We start from the raw sequence: 18,660 nt of genomic DNA on the forward strand, positions 1-18,660 counted from the left end.
TTAGCGTTGCGCCGATGCGTCTGATTGCCGTAGCGCTGGGGTTGCTCTCGGCCTTGTGCGCGCTGGCTTTCCCCTTCCTGCCGGTGGTGCAGGACACGGCGGAGGTCGTCTGGCCGACCGGCAGCGACACCCGCTCCGTCAACGCGCCCTTGACCGGGTACTGGGCCCAGGACCTGCGCGCCGAACTGCCGTGCGCGGCCATCCGCTCGGTCGACGCCCGCACCGGCGGCCCGGGCCTGCTGTTCGCCACCGTGCCGGACGGCCGCACCGACCCGAACGCAGGCAAGGGCGTCGGCCTGCAGCTGCGGGTCGACAACGGCGTGCTGTTCGCCTCCAGCCAGGGACAGCAGATCGCCCAGCAGCCGCTGCCCGCCGAGAAGTGCGACGTCGAGCTGGACGTCGACGCGTCGCAGATGACCCTGGCCGTGGCCGGGACGCCGATCTTCCACGCCGACGGCGACGTCCGGCCCCGCGTGGTCGGCATCTACTCCTCGATCAACTCGAGCAAGGACCCGATCGCCGGCCTGCACGTCTCGGTCGTGCCGGACACGCGCTACCAGACGTCGCCGACCGCGCTGAAGATCGCCGTCGGCGTGCTCGCGATCCTGTCGCTGATCGGCTGCATGATCGCGGTCTGGCGCCGCGACTCCGGCTTCGCCCGCCGCGCCCCGCGCTGGGCGCCGGTCGGCTGGTGGCGGCTGACGCTGCGGGACACCACGGTGATCGTCGCGCTCGGCGCGTGGGTCTTCATCGGCCCGGTGACCTCGGACGACGGGTACATCCTCACGATGGCCCGGGTCACCGAGCAGACCGGGTTCCTGACGAACTACCACCGCTGGTTCGGCGTCGCCGAAGCGCCGTTCGGCTGGTTCTACCACGTGTTCGAGCTGATGGCGCACGTCAGCGTGGTGCCGCCGTGGATCCGGCTGCCGTCGTTCCTGCTCGGCGTGCTGAGCTGGCTGCTGATCAGCCGCGAGGTGATGCCGCGCCTGGGCACCCAGATCCGCACCAGCCGCCCGGCCAGCTGGGCCGCCGCGACGGTGTTCCTGATCTGGTGGATGCCCTACAACAACGGCGTCCGCCCGGAACCGGTCGCCGCGCTCGGCTCGCTGCTGGCGATCTGCGCGGTGGAACGCACGCTGGTCACGCGGCGGCTGCTGCCGCTGTGCCTCGGCCTGACCGCGGCCGGGTTCACCCTCGCCGCGACGCCGACCGGGCTGATCGCGGTGGCGCCGTTCCTGGTCGCCGCGCGGCCGCTGTTCAAGCTGGTCCGCCAGCGCGCGAACGACAGCGGCTGGCTGCCGGTGCTGGCGCCGGTCGCCGCGGCCGGGCTGCTCGTGCTCGTCGTGGTGTTCGCCGACCAGACGTTCGCGACCGTGCAGGAGGCCACCCGGATCCGCACCCAGGTCGGCCCGAACCTGTCGTGGTTCCAGGAGCTGGCGCGGTACCAGCTGCTGTTCGCCGACCTGCCGGACGGCTCTGCGCCCCGCCGGTTCCCGGTGCTGCTGGTCGGGCTCTGCACGGCGACCTGCCTGGTGATGCTGCTGCGCCGCGGCCGCATCCAGGGCGCGGCCCTCGGGCCCGCGCGCCGCCTGATCAGCACCACGGCGTTGTTCTTCCTGCTGCTGGCCCTGACCCCGACGAAGTGGACGCACCACTTCGGCGCGTTCGCCGCGGTCGGGGCGTCGATGGCGGCGCTGACCGCGCTCGCGACCAGCTCGACGGTGCTGCGGTCCAAACGCAACCGCGCCGCGTTCCTCGCCGGGCTGCTGGTGGTCGCCGCGCTCGCCGCGACCGGGCCCAACACCTACTGGTTCGTCTCGCGCCTCGGTGTCCAGTGGACGAACGTGGCGCCGTCGATCGGCGGCATCGGCCTGTCCACGATCCTGCTGGTGGCGGCGGCGATCGCGGGGATCTACGCGTTCGTGGAGAACGTCCGCGCGCACCGGCCCGGCTTGACCGCACAGCCGCAAGAAGGCCGGTTGCGCGCGCTGCGGCTCGGGTCGCTGTCGCTGGTCGTGGTCTGCGGCCTGGTGGCGGCGGGCGAGTTCGTCACGATGGCGTGGGCGATCCACAACCAGGCCGGCAGCTACAGCCTGGGCGCGGCGAACGTCGGGCACGTCTTCGACAAGAGCTGCAACCTCTCCGACCACGTGATGGTCGAGCGCGACGCGGCGACGTCCATCCTGCACCCGCAGGCCGAGCAGCGGACGGTCGCCGAGGAGACCAAGCCGCCGGAGAACTCGCCGCTGCCGAACCCGGACCGCGACAACGGCCGCGTCCAGACCGGCTTCCACACCCGCCCGGTCGACGACAAGGACCCGCTCGCCGAGCCACCGCACGGGTTCACGCCGGAGACCGTGCCGATGTGGTCGAGCTTCCTCGACCCGGAGACGCGCGCGGGCCGCCTGCGCAGCGACTGGTACGCGCTGACGGAGAAGCCCGCGGACGGCCAGGTCGTGGTGGCGACGGCCGGCGCCGCCCGCCGCCCGACGTCGGTCAGTCTCGACTACGGCGTCAACACCCCGGAGGGCGTGAAGATCCTCCGCAGCCAGTTCATGCTCCCGCCGGGCTCGGGCACCGGTGGCTGGAACGACACCCGCATCAACCTGCGCGACCTCCCCCCGGAGACCAACGCGGTCCGCATCAACATCGTCGACAACGACCTGACGGAGGACGGCTGGATCGCGGCGTCGGCCCCGCGCGTCCCGACGTTCACGACGCTGACGGACAAGATCGGCACCAAGCCGGTGTACATCGACTGGCCGGCGTCGTTCGTGTACCCGTGCGCCCAGCCGGTGACGTCCCACGACGGGATTTCCCAGGTCCCGGAGTACCGCATCACGGCGGGCGGCCTGGCGGACGAGGCGGAGTGGGCGTCCTCGACGAACGGCGGCCCGATCGGCTGGCTCGAGGAGCTGGCCGAGGAGCCAGAGGTGCCGAGCTACCTGATCGGCCAGCCGAGCCAGTCGTGGGGCCAGCTGCTGCAGATCGAGCCGTTCACCGAGGGGATAGCGCCTACGGTGGTGCACGGGGAGAAGACGGTGCCGGGGTGGTGGTCACCGGGTCCGGGACCGCGGCAGCCGAACGGCAAGGACCCGACGCGCTAGGTCAGGGCCGGGTCCACGCCGGACGGCGGTGGAGCCGGAACCCGGCCCGCCCGAGGTTGGCCGCGCTGACCGACCCGGGCCGGGCCGTCGCCACGGCCAGCGTGCACCCCGCTTCGCCTGCCAGCTGAAGGCGGCGCCGCAGCAGCTCGGCCTGCGCGCCGCGGCCACGGTGCCCGGGCAGGGTCGACGCGGCCCCGAGCACGGCGACGTCGTCGTGGATCGTCAGGGCCGCCGCCGCGACCGGCGTTTCCCGCTCCAGCACCAGGAACCGCCGCACCGCTGGGTGCCGGTGCTCCGCGGCCATGAACTCGGCGACGCGTCCGCGGGTCCCGAACCCGGCCAGCAGAACCCGCGAGAAGACGCCGCTGTCGACGTCGTCCGAAGGCGGGCCGGACGCGGGACACGGCTCCAGCCGCCGGGTGGCCAGCAGGCGGTCCGGCGCCCGCACGAACCCCTCGAGCGGACCTTCGGACACCACTGTCGGCCGGACGCCCGCCCAGCCGTGCCCGGCCACGAAGCCGGGCACCGCAGGCAGCGTCTCGGACGTCACGCCGGTCACCGTCGCGAGGAAGCTCAGCTCCGGGTCGGTCGCCAGCACGGCGAGCAACCCCGCCTCTTCCCACGCCCGAAACCGCCCCGGCACCCCAGCGGCCACTGCCGCTTCGCAGGCCAAGGCCATCCGGCGGTGCACCGCCCGCTCGGCCCTTCCCACGTCCGTCGTCACCGCTGTCCGCACGGTGGCTCGTAGGGCAGCTCCGGCAGGTACTGCGCCCACTCCGCGGCCGTGATCTCCGGGTACGCCGTCCGGCAGATCGCCGCCGCGGCCGGCTCGGAGCTCGTCTCCCACAGCTGGCCGCCGGCGAGGACGACCGTGTGGCCGTCCGGGCTCAGCACCGCGCCGCCGGTCACGCCCGGCTCGAACTCGGCGATCCGGGCCGGGTGCGCCGGGTTGGCCACGTCCCACAGCCGGGCCGTGCGGTCGGAGCCCGTCGTGACCATCCGGGTGCCCGCCGGGTCGTACGCGACCGTGCCGAGCTCGTCGGTGTGCCCCACCAGCGGGGGCAGCGGAGCCCAGCCGGTGACGCTCCAGCGGTGCACCGTCCGGTCGGAGCTGCCCACGGCCAGCACCCGCCCGTCCGGCCGGAACGCGAGCGCGCCCGCGGCCCCCGGGCCGACGTCCAGCGTGGCGATCCGCGCGGGGTCGCGGCCGACATCCCAGAGGAACACCGCCGAGGGCTGCGACTTCTGGCTGTAGGCCAGGATCCGGCCGTCCGGCGAGAACGCGGACGACCACACCGTCCCCGCGTACGGGCTCGGCAGCGCGACCGGCGCTTCGAAGCGGCGCGGGTCGCTCACGTCCCACAGCGCCAGCGGCCCGTTGTCGTACCCCGTCGCCAGTCGGCGGCCGTCCGGGCTGAAGGCCAGCGAGTACGTCTTCGGCGCGTCCGCCGACGCGACCTGCCGGGGGTGCGCGGGATCCGAGACGTCCCACCGCGTCAGCAGTCCCCGCGCCACCGCGGTCGAGGCCCCGGTGAGCACGGCGACGACGACCGTGCGGCCGTCCGGGCTCAGGACCGTGGCCGTGACCGGGCCGGGCAGGCCGCTGATCCGGCCGGCCAGGCGCGGCCCACCCGGCTCGGCGAACGACCACAGCTGGAGGTCGTCGGGCCCCGACGCGGCGAGGACACGTCCGTCCGGGGAAAACCCGATCGGAGCCGAGACGCGGGTCAGCTCCACGGCCGGGACGTCGTAGAGCCGGACGGTCTGGTCGGCGGCGCCGCTGACCAGGGTCCGCCCGTCGGCCGAGTACCCGACCCAGACGGCGGCGTTCGTGTGCCCGGCGAGCTGCGTCAGCTGCCGGCCCGTCGCGACGTCCCAGACGCGCACCAGCTGGTCGTCGCCGACCGTGGCGAGCGTCCGGCCGTCCGGGCTGAACGCCGCCATCCAGACGATGCCGTTGCCGGGCAGGTCTCGCACCGGCTTCGGGGCGCGCGGGTCCGCGATGTCCCACAGGCGCGTCCGGCCGTCCCAGCCGGTCGTGGCCAGCGTCCGCCCGTCGGGGCCGAACGCGTCCAGGTTCACCAGGTCCGTGTGGCTGGTGAACGTCGAGAGCCAGGCCGGGTGCGCGGGGTCCCGGACGTCCCACAGCTGCGTGGTCCGGTCGTTGCTCACCGCGAGGGTGGCGCTGTCCGGGCTGAGCACGGCCTTTTCGTACTGCAGCGGCCCGGAACCGGGGAGCATGACGAGCTGTCTCGGGTCGTCCGGGTCGGAGATGTCGGTGATCCGGGTCGTGTCGTCCCGGCCCGCGGTCACGAGCGTGCGGCCGTCGCGGCTGATCTGCGCGTTGTAGACGGTGTCGGTGTGCCCGCGCGCCAGGCCGCGGGACACCGGCCGCCGCGGGTCCCGCAGGTCCCAGAGCCGGAACGCGTGGTCGTCGGTCGCGGTCGCGAGGATCCGGCCGTCCCCGGCGAGCGCCACGGGATAGTGCGGTTTGCCGACCTCCGGCAGGGTCGACAGCAGCGCCGGGTGCCGCGGGTCGGCGATGTCCCAGACCTGCACGGTCCGGGTCGCGCCCGCGACGACCATGAGGTGCCCGGCGAGGGCGACCGCGCTGTCGTGCCCCAGCGGTTCGGGGAGACCGACCCGGGTGGCGAACGGGGTGCTCAACGCGCCCAGCAGGCTGTCCCGCGTCTCCGGCAGCGGCGCCAGCCGGTAGGCGGCCAGGCTGAGCTGGACCGACAGCGCGGGGTTGGTCTGCCGCAGGTCCGCCGCGTCGCCGACGGCTTTCCGTGCCAGTGCGACGTTCCGCTGGTCGGTCGCCGTTCGGGAGGCGTCGATCGCGAAGCCCGTCGCGACGCCCGCCAGGATCAGCAACGCGCCCAGCAGCGCCGCGAGCTGACGCAGCCGCCGGGTGCGGCGCCGGACCGCATCCGCCTCGGCCGTGGCCTGCGCGCGGGCGGCGTCGAGGAAAGCCTGTTCACGCGCGGTGAGCGCACCCGGCGAGCGGGCGGCCCATTCGGTCGCGAGGCCGAGCCGGGTGCCGCGGTAGAGGCTGCCCGCGTCGCGGTCCAGGGACTCCCAGAGGTCGGTGGCTTCGGCGAGCTGGCGATGCAGGCGGTGGCCCTCGCGGTCTTCGGCGAGCCAGTCCTGCAGCCGTGGCCAGCTGCGGATCAGGGCTTCGTGGGCGATCTCGGCGCCGTCGCGGTCCAGGGCGAGCAGGCGGGCGGCCGCGAGCCGCTCGAGGACCTCGGCCGTCGCCGGGTCGTCGTCGAGCTCGCGGCGCCGCAGCCGACGTTTGGTGTCTTCGGTGCCGTCGCCGAGCGCGGTCAGCCGCAGGAAGATCTGCCGGACCTTCGCCTGCTGCCCGGGTTCGAGCTCGCCGTAGACGGCTTCGGCGGTGTGCGCGACGGCGTTGCGGATGCCGCCCGTGGCCTCGTACCCGGCGAGGGTGAGGGTGATGCCCTGCCGCCGTCGCCAGGTTTCGAGCAGCGCGTGCGAGACCAGCGGCAGCACGGCGGGACGACCGGCCGCGTCCGCCACCAGCGTCGTGACCAGCGCGGACTCCACCTGGCACCCCTGCCGGACCGCCGGCTCGACGATCGCGGTCCGCAGCTCGTCCGCGGTCAGCGGGCCGACCAGGACCTGGGCGTCGCGCAAGGCGTCGACGAGCTCGTCGTGCCGCCCGCAGTGGCCGTAGAAGTCGGCACGGACCCCGATGACGACCTGGCTGCCGTGCTCGTCGCCGGCCCGCTCGAGGAGTGCGGCGACGAACCCGGCGCGCTCGGCGTCGTCGGGGCAGAGGGTGAAGACCTCCTCGAACTGGTCGACGACCAGCAGGCCGCCGGGCTCGGCGAGGGCGTCCGCGCACTGGCTCAACGGGTGCTCGCCGGGCGTGCACACCCGCGCCGGCCCGGCGCCGGCCAGCCCGGCCCGCAGCAACGACGACTTCCCGGAGCCCGACGCGCCGAACACCCCGACGAACCGCCGTTCGCGCAGCTTCGCGGTCAGCTCGCCGATCAGCTTTTCGCGCCCGAAGAACCGGCCGGCGTCGGAGCGCTGGAACGCGGCCAGCCCGAGGTACGGGGTCTCCGTTTCGGGGCCCGGTGTGCTGCCGGCCGTCAGGCCCGCGGAGACCTCCCGCCAGCGCGTCTCCCACTCCCCGGTGTCGCCGCCGCACGCGGTGACGTACGCCGTGGTGAGCGCGAGCCCGGGCAGCTTGCGGCCGCCCGCGGCGTCGGACAGCGCGGCCGCCGAGTAGCCGGCGCGCGCGGCGAGCGTCCGGTAGGTCGGCCCGCCCGCCTCCTCCCGCAGCCGCCGCAGCCCGGCGGCGAACCCGACAACGGCGTCCTCGCCCGGCCCGAGCGGCCCCTCACGTCGCGCCACCGGCGTCCCCCCGTTTTCGCGTTCTGGTCATTGTTCACCGGAACCGGCCCGACACTGGACAGGATTTCTGCGTTAGACACGACGGTGTGATGACGCGCAGCCTGGGGAAACTGCTGAAGGTCGTCGCCGCCGGTGTGCCGGTGGTGCCCGCACCCGCCGACGGTATCGAGGTGGTCGGGTCCGTGTCGCCGGACCCGGGCGCGGTTCTCGGCGCCCTTTCGGCCGCCCGTCCGGACGTCCTCCTGCTCCGGCCCGCCGGCCGCGCCGGGCTCGCGGTGATCCGGCACGCCGGCCGCACCCCGGTGCTGGTGCTGACCGCGCCGGACGACGGCGAGCTGGTGGTCGCGGCGATGCGCGCGGGTGCCCGCGGGCTCCTGCACGACGACGTCGGCCCGGCCGACCTGGCCCGCGCGATCCGGGTCGTCGCGGGCGGCGCCGCGGTGTTCGGCGAGGACGCCGCCGACCGGCTGTACGCGCGGCTGACCGGGCCCGCGCCGGCCCTGCCCGAGCTGACCGCCCGCGAGCGCGAGGTCCTCGGCCTGCTCGCCGACGACCTGGGCAACCTGGCGATCGCCGCCCGGCTGAACCTCGCGCCGAAGACGGTCCGCAACGTCGTCTGCGCCGTCCTGGCCAAGTTCGGCACGGCCGACCGGGCGGCCGTCGTCGCCCGGGCCCGCGACGCCGGGCTGGGTCAGTAGCTGCGCGGGGTCCAGACGACGCCGTGCTCCGCGCGGGTCCGCGACGAGCCGACGATCAGCAGGCAGCGCATGTCCACTGTGGACGGATCGAGGTCGCCGAGCGTGGTGATCCGGACGTCCTCCTCCGGGCCGCCGACGTCGCGCGCCACCACGACCGGGGTCGCCGGGTCGCGGTGCCGGAGCAGCACCTCACGCGCCGAAGCCAGCTGCGTCGTGCGGGACCTCGAAGCCGGGTTGTACAGCGCCAGCACCAGGTCGGCGGCGCCCGCCGCGTCCAGCCGGCGCTCGATGACCTCCCACGGCTTGAGCCGGTCGGACAGCGAGAGCACGCAGTAGTCGTGCCCGAGCGGCGCGCCGACCCGGGACGCGGCCGCCTGCGCCGCCGTCACCCCCGGCACGATCCGGACGCGCACCCCGGCGCCGTGGCCGAGCGACACCTGCTCCAGCACCGCCGACGCCATCGCGAAGACCCCGGGGTCACCCGACGAGACGACGGCGACCCGCGCCCCCGACGCGGCCAGCTCGAGAGCCTCCCGAGCCCGGTCCGCCTCGACGCGGTTGCCCGACGCGTGCCGCTGCTGCCCGGCCTTCTGCGGCACCCGAGCGACGTATGGGCCGTACCCGACAACGTGCTCGGCGGCCGCAAGCTCCGCCACGGCCTCCGGCGTCAGCCATTCCGGGCCCGCCGGGCCGAGGCCGACCACGACGACCTCACCACCCGTGGCGGCCGCGGGAACCGGAGCCGCGGCGGGAGCCTGACGGGACGCGTAAGCCGGCGACGGCAGCAAGGCCAGCGAGAAGTACGGCACGGACTCGGGATCCACCTCGGCCAGCGGCTCGATCCGCTGCTGCCCCCAGGTCGCACGCTCGACGTACACGGCGTCGCCGAGCTTCCCGGCCTCTTCGAGCGCCTCCCGCACCGAGCCGAAGGTGCGGCCCAGCTTGAGGACGGCCGCCGCGTCGGTGTCGGCGAGCCGCCGCGCCAGCTCGGGCGCCGGGAGCGTGCCCGGGAGCACGGTCAGCACCTCGTCGCGCTGGACCAGCGGGCGGCCGAGCACGGACGACGCCGCGCTCACCGACGTCACCCCGGGCACGACCACGGCGGGGAACCGGCCGGACAGCCGCTCGTGCATGTACATGTACGAGCCGTAGAAGAACGGGTCGCCTTCGCAGAGCACCACGACGTCGCGGCCCGCGTCGAGGTGTTCGGCGAGGCGTTTCGCGCTCAGCTCGTAGAAGTCGGCGATCGCGCCTTCGTAGCCGCCGGGGTGGTCGGTGGTCTCGGTCGTGACCGGGTAGACGAGCTTCTCCTCGATCTGCCCCTCACGCAGGTACGGCTCGGCGACCGACCGCGCGATGCTCCGGCCGTGGCGCGCGGAGTGGTAGGCGATCACGGACGCTTCGGAAATCAGGCGCGCGGCCTTGACCGTCATGAGTTCCGGGTCGCCGGGGCCGAGCCCGACGCCGTAGAGCGTGCCGGTCATTCTTCGACGCTCGCGAGGGCGTTGACGGCCGCGACGGCCATGGCGCTGCCGCCGCGCCGCCCGTGCACCACCAGGTAGGGCGCCGGGGCCTGCTTGGCGAGCTCGACCTTCGACTCGGCCGCGCCGACGAACCCGACCGGCACGCCGATGATCGCCGCGGGCGCGCCGACCCCTTCGTCGAGGATCTCCAGCAGCCGGAAGAGCGCGGTCGGCGCGTTGCCGATCGCCACGACCGAGCCGGGCAGCCGGTCGCGCCACAGCTCCAGCGCCGCCGCCGAACGCGTGGTGCCCATCCGCTCGGCGAGCGACGGGACCTTGGGGTCGGACAGCGTGCAGACGACTTCGTTGGCCGCGGGCAGGCGGCGGCGCGTCACACCGCTGGCGATCATCTGCGCGTCGCACAGGATCGGCGCGCCCGCCTCGAGCGCGGCGCGGCCCGCCTCGACGACGTCGAGCGAGTAGCGCAGGTCGTCGACCAGATCGACCATGCCGCAGGCGTGGATCATCCGGACCGCGAGGCCCGCCACGTCGTCGGGCAGGATCGCCAGGTCCGCCTCCTCGCGGATCGTGGCGAACGAGTGCCGGTAGATCTCGGCACCGTCCCGCAGGTAGTCGATCACAGAGTTCCCTTCAGCTCGTCGAGCGGCATCCACCGGCCGTCGACCCGGTAACCGCCGTCCTCGGCGACCACGTCCACATGGGACTGCGACGGCTTCCCGCACCGCCGTTCACAACCCGAGAAATGCACGCGCAGGCCCGGCCGGAACACGGCGTCGGCCCGCACGTCGGCCCGCGACTTCGCGCAGCCGGGGCGGCCGATGCAGGCGCTGGTGCCCAAGGCCTCGCCGCCGAAGCCCAGCCGCTCGAAGACGTCGGCGGGCACGTCCGGCAGGACCACGGACTTCCACGGCGTGACCAGCGCCGGGCCGAAGCCGGCCAGGGCTCGCGCCTGCGTGGCCGAGAGCTGCCCGAACCGCGGCACGACGGCCGCCGCGAGACCGCGGTCGCGCTTGATGAGCCCAGCCGGGACTTCGGCCGGGAGCCGCGGCATCGGCGTTCCCCGCCAGGCCGGGTCGTCGAGCTCTGCGACCCGCCAAGCCGAGCCGCGCACGCGGAGGAAGTCGAGCGCGACCTCGGCCAGCGCCGCGACGGCGTCGACGCGGGCCACCGGCCGTCCGGTGTCACCACCGGCGAGCAGCAGGGTTCCTTCGTCCGCGTCGAGCGCGAGCCAGCAGACGTCGGCGCCTTCTCCGGCGACGTCACCGCGGCCGTCGTCGAAGGCGAAGAGGAAGCGTCCGGGCAGCGACGCCAGCTCGGGGATCGAGCACAGCCGCCGGTCCAGTGACGCGGCCAGCCCGCGGACGTCGGCGAGGCCACCGCGAAGGCCGCTCAACGGCGACGCGAGGACGTTCCGGACCCGCTCGTGCGACGGCGACGGCAGCAGGCCGGCGTCGGTCAGCCGGCCCGCGAGGCCGGGCCGGGTCACGCCGCGCAGCTGGACGTTGCCACGTGAGGTCAGGTGCAGGTCGCCGTCCCCGCAGGCTTCCGCGCAGTCGGCCAGCGCGCGCAGCTGCGCCGCGGAAACCGCACCGCCGGGCAGCCGGACCCGCGCCAACGGGCCGTCGGCGGCGTCGTGCGGGGCGAAAACACCGGGGCACGCGTCGGCTCGCACGCGTGCTGGGTTCGGCATGACGTCACTGTAACTGGCGGCTTTCCGGCCCTTCCGGGGCCGAACGCGGCCGGATCCGGGCCGTTCCCGCGTCCAGGTCCACGTCATGCCAGGGAGGCGCGCCCTCGGCGTCCTGCTCGACGAGCATCGACATCGTCTCCCGGTGGTCCAGCTCACGCCGTTTGGTGCCGTAGAGGAAGGCGGTCGTCTCCTCGATGCAGGTCGCGGACAGCCGCGCCTTGAAGCGCGAGCCGTTCTTGCGCGGGCGCAGCTCGATCGCGGCCATGACCAGCAGGATCACGACGCCGCCCGGAAGAGCCAGCCCCAGCCAGGTTCCCATGCCCGGTGAACGGTTGACCGCCGGTCAGGTTTCCCGGGCTTCCGGCAAAGTCGGGACCGGCAAGCCGCTGCGATGTCGTGAATGACTCATTCACCTCGCCAGAGGTCATGAATGAGTCATTCATGACCCTCCCGGACCGCTACCGCGACCTCCGGTGTGGTGCACCTGGCCGTCCGCGCTGCGAGCCGACCGGCGAACCCGACTTTGCCGAAACCCCTGGTCAGGTTTCCCGGACAGCAGAACTCACGTCATATGTAGTAGGTGTGCTACATTCGATCGCATCAGTCAGATGGGGGTCAGGCGATGAGAGATCCGGCGGAACCCGTCGTCCGCGTCAGCGGGCTGCGGATGCGCTACGGCACGAACGACGTGCTCCACGGCGTGGAGTTCGAGGCCCACCGCGGCGAGGTGGTGTGCCTGCTCGGGCCGAACGGCGCGGGCAAGACGACGACGATCGAGATCCTCGAGGGCTTCCGCATGCGGTCGGCCGGCGAGGTGAGCGTGCTGGGCACCGACCCGGGCCACGGCGGCGAGGACTGGCGGGCGCGGCTGGGGGTCGTGCTCCAGTCCTGGCGGGACCACGGCAAGTGGCGCGTCCGCGAGCTGCTCGCGCACCTCGGCCGGTACTACGAGCCGTACTCGACGCCGTCGAGCCCGCGGCCGTGGCCGGCCGACGAGCTGATCGCGGCGGTGGGGCTCACCGAGCACGCGCAGAAGAAGATCCGGACCCTCTCCGGCGGCCAGCGGCGGCGGCTCGACGTCGCGATCGGCATCGTCGGGCGGCCCGAGCTGCTGTTCCTCGACGAGCCGACCGCGGGCTTCGACCCGGAGGCGCGCCGCGAGTTCCACGACCTGGTGCACCGGCTCTCCGACGAGCTCGACACCACGATCCTGCTCACCACGCACGACCTCGACGAGGCCGAGAAGCTCGCCGACCGGATCCTCATCCTCAACGGCGGGCGCATCATCGCCGACGGCTCGGCCGACGCGCTGTCCCGGCAGATCGCCGGTGAGGCCGAGGTCCGCTGGACGCTCGACGGCCAGCGCTTCGTCCACTCGACGACCGAAGCCACGAAGTACGTGTACGACCTGTTCAAGCAGCACGGCGAGGCCGTCGCGGACCTGGAAGTCCGGCGGGCGTCGCTCGAAGACACCTACATGACGCTGGTCCACCGCGCCGAAGCCGGCGGCGAGACGGAGCTCGGTCTCCAGGAAGCGGGTGCGCGATGAACGCTCAGGGGGCGGCGCTGCGCGCCGGGCTCGAGCGCGGCTGGATCGAGTTCAAGCAGACCTGGACCAACCGCGACGACCTGTTCGGCCAGTTCGTCTTCGTCGTGCTCTTCCTCGGCACGCTGTTCTTCATGCGGAACGCGACCCTGCCCGGCACCGGGTTCTCCCTCGGCGCGGCCACCGTGCCCGGCGTGCTCGGCGCCGGGATCGTGTTCAACGGCCTGAACAGCGCCGCGGGCTACCTCGCCGTCGACCGCGAGGACGGCACGCTGCTGCGCGCCAAGGCGACGCCGAACGGCATGCTCGGCTACCTGGTCGGGAAGACGACGGCGGTGTCGATGGCGCAGGTCACCGGGATCCTGCTGGTGCTGGTCCCGTGCCTGTTCCTGTTCGACTCCCTCGCGCCCGACGGCGTCTGGTCGTACCTGCACCTGCTGTGGGTGCTGGCGATCGGGCTGCTCGCGACGCTACCGCTGGGAGCCGCGCTGGGGTCGCTGACCAGCAGCCCGCGGTCCATCGCGCTGATCACGCTGCCGATCATGGGCCTGGGCGCGATCTCGGGGATCTTCTACCCGGTCACCGCGCTGCCGGCGTGGGTCCAGGGCATCGCGCAGGTCTTCCCGATGTACTGGCTGGGCCTCGGGATGCGCTCGGCGCTGCTGCCGGCCGACACGGTGGTCGTCGAAATCGGCCAGTCGTGGCGCACCTGGCCGACCCTCGGCGTGCTCGTGGCGTGGGCCGTGATCGGATTGGCACTGGCCCCGGTGCTGCTGCGCCGGATGGCGAGGCGGGAAGCGGGCTCGTCACTGGCCGAACGCCGGGAGAAGGCCATGCAGCGTGTGGGGTAGCAATGAGTGAGGTCGTCTACAACCGGATCGCGATGCTGCGCGCGGAGCGGTCGATCTCGCGCCGCCAGCTGGCGGAGGCCCTGGGGGTCCACTACCAGACGATCGGTTATCTGGAGCGCGGCGAGTACAGCCCGAGCTTGTACCTGGCGCTGCGGATCGCGGAGTTCTTCGAGGTCTCGGTGGAGGTCCTGTTCTCCACCAAGCCCTTCCCGCGATTGGGTAATTCGGAGCGCTCCGCCTGAGTCACAACTTCGGAACCGCGGTCCTCGGCAACGGTGATCATCCCGGATGAGCCGCCCCTCCGCCCGGGACGTCGAAAACGGACTTGTCGAGCGGAACCCCCGCGAAGGTCGCCGGGTCGGCAGCTCACCTAGGGCTTGCGCAGGTCGGCCTCGGCGAGCGCGCGGACGACGTCGTCGCGCCGCGCCTCGCGGGCCGTCCGGCTCAGCTCGACGTGGAGGAACGGCGCGGGGCCGGCGGCCCGGCCCTGGACGTTCGTCGTCCCCGCCAGTCCCCGGCACGGCTCGGCCCAGGCCCGGCAGACGCGGAACCCGGCGGTTTCGAGCCGGTCGGCCGCCCGCCGCGCCGCGTCGCCGGCTTCGGTGGCGCCGCCGGAGACGACGACGTCCGCCGAGACCAGGGTCGTGTCGGTGAAGCCGTGCAGCTGGACCTGCGGCAGGCCGCGGCGGGCGAGCAGCGTCGCCACGACGTGGAAGACGGTCCCGGTGTCGTGCGCGGGGTCCTCCCGGCGCCGGTGCGCTCCCCCGACGACGAGGACCGCCCCGGGCGTGCGCTCGTGGAGGGCCAGCCCGATCAGCTCGGTCCGCAGGTCGGAGGAGGCGTGCGGCACCTCGACCACGAGCGACGGCGGCGCCGAGCGGTCGATCGCGTAGAGCCCCCAGGCCCGTTCGGTGCCGGGTTCCTGGACGACGAGCGTGTCGTCCTCGACGGAAAACCCCAGGTCACCGAGGTGGTGCGGGTGTCCGTCGAGGAAGGCCGCGAACGCGTCCGCGGCCGTTTCGAGCTCGGCCGGGGTCGGGGCGCGGTACGGCTGGCGCGTCGACTGCGCGGCCGTGAAGGCGCGGAGGAAGGATTCCAAGCCGCCAGGTTACCGAGCACCGGGCAACGTCACCTTGACGCACCTCGGCCCGGCACCGGAGAGTGACTCCGATACCCACGCGCCGTCAGGTGGAGGAACCCGGTGAGAGTCCGGGGCGGTCCCGCCACTGTCACCGGAGAGCGATCTCCGGGAGCCAGGAACTCCGGCCGGCGCGCCCGTCTACCCGGGGCGCGGACCCCGAGGAGGAACCTCGTGATCCTGCTTCTGTCCACTTCGGACACAGACCTGCTCAGCGCGCGCTCCGCCGAAGGCGAGTACCGCCTCGGCAACCCCGCGCGGCTCGGCGCCGCGGAGCTGCCGGCCCTGCTCGACGGCGTCCGGATCGTGGTCGTCCGCATCCTCGGCACCCCGCGGACCTGGCAGGAAGGCCTGGACACGCTGCTGGCGTCGGGCGCGCACGTCGTCGTCCTGGGCGGGGAGCAGACGCCGGACGCCGAGCTGATGAAGCTCTCGACCGTGCCCGCGGGCATCGCCGCCGAGGCCCACGCCTACCTCGCGCAGGGCGGCCCGGCGAACCTCACCCAGCTGCACCGGTTCCTCTCCGACACGCTCCTGCTCACCGGCGACGGCTTCGAGCCGCCCGCGGAGCAGCCCACGTGGGGTGTCCTGGAGCGGCCCGCCGCGGAGCACGACGGCCCGCTGGTCGGGATCCTCTACTACCGCGCCCACCACCTGTCCGGGAACACGAACTTCGTGCACACGCTCGCCGCCCGGATCGAAGCCGCGGGTGGCCGCGCGTTGCCGATCTACACGGCGTCGCTGCGGACCCGCGAGCCGGAGATGATGGCCGCGCTGGGCCGGGTCGACGCGCTGCTGGTCACGGTGCTGGCGGCCGGCGGCACCCGGCCGTCCGAGGTGGGCGCCGGCGGGGACGACGAGGCCTGGGACGTCGCCGAGATGGCCGCCCTCGACGTCCCGATCCTGCAGGCGCTGTGCCTGACCAGCGACCGCGAGACGTGGTCGGCCAGCGACGACGGCCTGTCGCCGCTGGACGCCGGGAACCAGATGGCCGTCCCGGAGTTCGACGGCCGGCTGATCACGGTGCCGTTCTCGTTCAAGGAGCTGGACGAAGACGGTCTCCCCCGGTACGTCCCGGACCCCGAGCGCGCAAGCCGCGTCGCGAAGATCGCGCTGGCGCACGCGCGGCTGCGGCACACGCCGCCGTCGCAGCGGCGCATCGCGCTGATGCTGTCCGCGTACCCGACGAAGCACTCTCGTGTGGGCAACGCGGTCGGGCTGGACACGCCCGCGTCGGCGATCGAGCTGCTGCGGCGGATGCGCGCACAGGGCTACGACCTGGGCGCGGACGCGTTCCCGGGCGTCGACCCGACCGGCACCGACCAGCCCGACGGCGACGCGCTCATCCACGCGCTGATCGCGGCGGGCGGGCAGGACCCCGAGTGGCTGACCGAGGAGCAGCTGGCCGGGAACCCGATCCGCGTGCCCGCTGCGCGCTACCAGGAATGGTTCGACGCGCTGCCCGCGGAGCTGCGCGAAGGCGTCGAGGAGCACTGGGGCCCGGCGCCCGGCGAGCTGTACGTCGACAACGGCGACATCGTGCTGGCGTCGCTGCAGAGCGGCAACGTGATCATCATGATCCAGCCGCCGCGCGGGTTCGGCGAGAACCCCGTCGCGATCTACCACAACCCGGACCTCCCGCCGAGCCACCACTACCTGGCCGCGTACCGGTGGCTGGAGGAGGAGTACGGCGCGCACGCCGTGGTCCACCTGGGCAAGCACGGGTCGCTGGAGTGGCTGCCCGGCAAGACGGCCGGGCTCTCGGCGTCGTGCGCGCCCGACGCCGTGCTCGGGAACCTGCCGCTGGTGTACCCGTTCCTCATCAACGACCCGGGCGAGGGCGCGCAGGCGAAGCGGCGGGCGCACGCGACGATCGTCGACCACCTGATCCCGCCGATGGCGCGCGCGGAGTCGTACGGCGACATGGCGCGGCTCGAGCAGCTGCTGGACGAGCACGCGAACATCGCGGCGATGGACCCAGCGAAGCTGCCCGCGATCCGCGCGCAGATCTGGACGCTGATCCAGGCCGCGAAGCTGGACCACGACCTCGGCGTGGAGGAACGCCCGCACGACGCGGAGTTCGACGACTTCCTGCTGCACATCGACGGCTGGCTGTGCGAGGTCAAGGACGCGCAGATCCGCGACGGCCTCCACATCCTCGGCGAGGCGCCGACCGGCGAGGCGCGGGTCAACCTGGTGCTGGCGATGCTGCGCGCGTCGCAGATGTGGGGCGGCAAGCAGGGCGCGGTGCCGGGCCTGCGGTCCGCGCTGGGGCTCAAGGAAGACGCGCCGATGTCCGAAGTGGACGCGGTCGAGAAGACGGCGCGAGAGCTCGTCCAGACGATGGAGATGCGCGGCTGGGACGCCACGGCGGTCGCTTCGGTGGCGCCGGACGACGCCGTCGCGCAGGTCCTTTCGTTCGCGGCCACCGAAATCGTGCCGCGGCTGGCCGGGACGTCCGGCGAGCTGGACGCGGTGCTGCACGCGCTGGACGGCGGGTACATCCCGGCGGGACCGAGCGGGTCGCCGTTGCGCGGGCTGATCAACGTGCTGCCGACCGGACGGAACTTCTACACGGTCGACCCGAAGGCGATCCCCAGCCGGCTGGCCTGGGAAACCGGACAGGCGCTGGCGGACTCGCTGGTGAAGCGGTACCGCGAGGACACCGGCGACTGGCCGCGCTCGGTGGGGCTGTCGGTCTGGGGGACGTCGGCGATGCGGACGTCCGGCGACGACGCGGCGGAGGTCCTGGCGCTGCTGGGGGTCCAGCCGGTGTGGGACGAGGCGTCCCGGCGCGTCACGGGCATCGAAGCGATCCCGCCGGCCGAGCTCGGCCGCCCGCGGATCGACGTCACGATCCGGATCAGCGGGTTCTTCCGCGACGCGTTCCCGCACGTGATCACGATGCTCGACGACGCGGTGCGCCTGGTGGCTTCGTTGGACGAATCGTCGTCGGAGAACTTCGTCCGGGCACACGTTTCCGCCGACCTGGCTTCGCACGGGGACGCGCGCCGCGCGACGACGCGGATCTTCGGCTCGAAGCCGGGCGCGTACGGCGCGGGCCTCCTGCCGTTGATGGACAGCGGAAACTGGCGCGACGACAAGGACCTCGCCGAGGTGTACGCGGTCTGGGGCGGCTTCGCGTACGGCCGCGACCTGGACGGCCGCCCGGCGCGCGAGGACATGGAGAGCTCGTACAAGCGGATCGTGGTGGCGGCGAAGAACACCGACACGCGCGAACACGACATCGCCGACTCGGACGACTACTTCCAGTACCACGGCGGCATGATCGCGACGGTCCGCGCGCTGACGGGCGTGGCCCCGGCGTCCTATGTGGGCGACAGCACTTCGCCGGACGCGGTGCGCACCCGGACGCTGGGCGAGGAGACGGCGCGGGTGTTCCGCGCGCGGGTGGTGAACCCCCGTTGGCTGGCGGCAATGCGACGCCACGGCTACAAGGGCGCGTTCGAGCTGGCGGCGACGGTGGACTACTTGTTCGGCTTCGACGCCACGGCCGGCGTGGTCGGCGACTGGATGTACGAGAAGCTGACCGAGTCGTACGTGCTGGACGAGGTGAACCAGGAGTTCCTGCGCCAGGCCAACCCGTGGGCGCTGCGGGGCATCGTGGAACGCCTGAACGAGGCGGCGGATCGCGGGCTGTGGGAAGAGCCTGATCCGGAGCTGCTGGCTCGCATGCGTGAGGTGTACCTGTCGCTGGAGGGCGACCTCGAGGCGGAGTGACGCAGTTGGGCGGTCGCCC

At 73.5% G+C, this 18,660-nt stretch carries 13 protein-coding genes and 1 riboswitch; of the genes, 6 read left to right on the forward strand and 7 right to left on the reverse strand.

The window, feature by feature from the left end; translation table 11 throughout:
• The first annotated feature begins 14 nt into the window (after positions 1 to 14).
• A complete protein-coding gene (locus ACZ63E_RS36545) occupies positions 15 to 3,110 on the forward strand; it encodes an arabinosyltransferase domain-containing protein (protein ID WP_465340834.1) in 3,096 nt (1,031 codons plus the stop codon).
• A gap of 1 nt (position 3,111) precedes the next feature.
• On the opposite strand, the gene ACZ63E_RS36550 is transcribed toward ACZ63E_RS36545, so the two are convergent.
• Both ACZ63E_RS36550 and ACZ63E_RS36555 read right to left on the reverse strand, forming a co-directional pair.
• A complete protein-coding gene (locus ACZ63E_RS36550) occupies positions 3,112 to 3,834 on the reverse strand; it encodes a GNAT family N-acetyltransferase (RefSeq protein ID WP_465340835.1) in 723 nt (240 codons plus the stop codon).
• The gene (locus ACZ63E_RS36555; RefSeq protein ID WP_465340836.1) at positions 3,831 to 7,493 is read right to left on the reverse strand and encodes a WD40 repeat domain-containing protein; all 3,663 of its coding nucleotides are present in this window, start codon (positions 7,491 to 7,493) and stop codon (positions 3,831 to 3,833) included. Before ACZ63E_RS36555 ends, ACZ63E_RS36550 begins: the two co-directional genes overlap by 4 nt.
• A gap of 89 nt (positions 7,494 to 7,582) precedes the next feature.
• Here ACZ63E_RS36555 and ACZ63E_RS36560 point away from each other — a divergent pair, with 89 nt between their 5' ends.
• On the forward strand, positions 7,583 to 8,191 hold the full coding sequence (locus tag ACZ63E_RS36560; RefSeq protein ID WP_465340837.1) for a LuxR C-terminal-related transcriptional regulator: 609 nt from the start codon (positions 7,583 to 7,585) through the stop codon (positions 8,189 to 8,191).
• On the opposite strand, the gene ACZ63E_RS36565 is transcribed toward ACZ63E_RS36560, so the two are convergent.
• The 4 genes from ACZ63E_RS36565 to ACZ63E_RS36580 are packed head-to-tail and all read right to left on the reverse strand — an operon-like array spanning position 8,185 to position 11,684.
• Complete coding sequence (locus tag ACZ63E_RS36565) at positions 8,185 to 9,675, reverse strand: precorrin-2 C(20)-methyltransferase (RefSeq protein WP_465340838.1); 1,491 nt, start codon at positions 9,673 to 9,675, stop codon at positions 8,185 to 8,187. The genes ACZ63E_RS36560 and ACZ63E_RS36565 overlap by 7 nt on opposite strands.
• The gene (locus ACZ63E_RS36570; RefSeq protein WP_465340839.1) at positions 9,672 to 10,295 is read right to left on the reverse strand and encodes a precorrin-8X methylmutase; all 624 of its coding nucleotides are present in this window, start codon (positions 10,293 to 10,295) and stop codon (positions 9,672 to 9,674) included. Before ACZ63E_RS36570 ends, ACZ63E_RS36565 begins: the two co-directional genes overlap by 4 nt.
• Entirely contained in the window at positions 10,292 to 11,365 is a 1,074-nt protein-coding gene (locus ACZ63E_RS36575) for a precorrin-3B synthase (protein ID WP_465340840.1), read from the reverse strand. Before ACZ63E_RS36575 ends, ACZ63E_RS36570 begins: the two co-directional genes overlap by 4 nt.
• Before the next feature lie 4 nt (positions 11,366 to 11,369).
• Positions 11,370 to 11,684, reverse strand: coding sequence for a DUF6191 domain-containing protein (locus tag ACZ63E_RS36580; RefSeq protein WP_465340841.1), 315 nt, complete (start codon positions 11,682 to 11,684; stop codon positions 11,370 to 11,372).
• A 303-nt stretch (positions 11,685 to 11,987) separates the two neighbouring features.
• Here ACZ63E_RS36580 and ACZ63E_RS36585 point away from each other — a divergent pair, with 303 nt between their 5' ends.
• Genes ACZ63E_RS36585 through ACZ63E_RS36595 form a run of 3 tightly spaced genes read left to right on the forward strand, consistent with a single transcriptional unit; the run spans position 11,988 to position 14,004 of the window.
• Positions 11,988 to 12,914 carry an ABC transporter ATP-binding protein gene (locus tag ACZ63E_RS36585; protein ID WP_465303864.1) on the forward strand — a complete coding sequence of 309 codons (927 nt, stop codon included), beginning with the start codon at positions 11,988 to 11,990 and terminating at the stop codon, positions 12,912 to 12,914.
• Positions 12,911 to 13,762: an ABC transporter permease gene (locus ACZ63E_RS36590; RefSeq protein ID WP_465340842.1), complete on the forward strand. Its 852-nt coding sequence runs from the start codon at positions 12,911 to 12,913 to the stop codon at positions 13,760 to 13,762. The genes ACZ63E_RS36585 and ACZ63E_RS36590 overlap by 4 nt, the downstream gene beginning before the upstream one ends.
• 2 nt (positions 13,763 to 13,764) lie before the next feature.
• Complete coding sequence (locus ACZ63E_RS36595; protein WP_465340843.1) at positions 13,765 to 14,004, forward strand: helix-turn-helix transcriptional regulator; 240 nt, start codon at positions 13,765 to 13,767, stop codon at positions 14,002 to 14,004.
• Between the two features lie 128 nt (positions 14,005 to 14,132).
• On the opposite strand, the gene ACZ63E_RS36600 is transcribed toward ACZ63E_RS36595, so the two are convergent.
• Entirely contained in the window at positions 14,133 to 14,861 is a 729-nt protein-coding gene (locus ACZ63E_RS36600) for a hypothetical protein (protein WP_465340844.1), read from the reverse strand.
• 92 nt (positions 14,862 to 14,953) lie between these two features.
• Positions 14,954 to 15,025, forward strand: a riboswitch (cobalamin riboswitch).
• Positions 15,026 to 15,074: 49 nt separating this feature from the next.
• Here ACZ63E_RS36600 and cobN point away from each other — a divergent pair.
• Positions 15,075 to 18,641, forward strand: a complete 3,567-nt coding sequence (gene cobN / locus ACZ63E_RS36605) for a cobaltochelatase subunit CobN (protein ID WP_465340845.1) — start codon at positions 15,075 to 15,077, stop codon at positions 18,639 to 18,641.
• Positions 18,642 to 18,660: the final 19 nt, after the last annotated feature.

It is taken from the genome of Amycolatopsis sp. NPDC104819, from assembly GCF_055583145.1.

Excerpts from the sequence above, each read along its gene's own strand:
- ACZ63E_RS36545 (WP_465340834.1), top strand. The coding sequence starts at position 15 with ATGCGTCTGATTGCCGTAGCGCTGGGGTTGCTCTCGGCCTTGTGCGCG.
- ACZ63E_RS36560 (WP_465340837.1), top strand. The coding sequence starts at position 7,583 with ATGACGCGCAGCCTGGGGAAACTGCTGAAGGTCGTCGCCGCCGGTGTG.
- ACZ63E_RS36565 (WP_465340838.1), bottom strand. The coding sequence starts at position 9,675 with ATGACCGGCACGCTCTACGGCGTCGGGCTCGGCCCCGGCGACCCGGAA.
- ACZ63E_RS36575 (WP_465340840.1), bottom strand. The coding sequence starts at position 11,365 with ATGCCGAACCCAGCACGCGTGCGAGCCGACGCGTGCCCCGGTGTTTTC.
- ACZ63E_RS36580 (WP_465340841.1), bottom strand. The coding sequence starts at position 11,684 with ATGGGAACCTGGCTGGGGCTGGCTCTTCCGGGCGGCGTCGTGATCCTG.
- ACZ63E_RS36585 (WP_465303864.1), top strand. The coding sequence starts at position 11,988 with ATGAGAGATCCGGCGGAACCCGTCGTCCGCGTCAGCGGGCTGCGGATG.
- ACZ63E_RS36590 (WP_465340842.1), top strand. The coding sequence starts at position 12,911 with ATGAACGCTCAGGGGGCGGCGCTGCGCGCCGGGCTCGAGCGCGGCTGG.
- ACZ63E_RS36595 (WP_465340843.1), top strand. The coding sequence starts at position 13,765 with ATGAGTGAGGTCGTCTACAACCGGATCGCGATGCTGCGCGCGGAGCGG.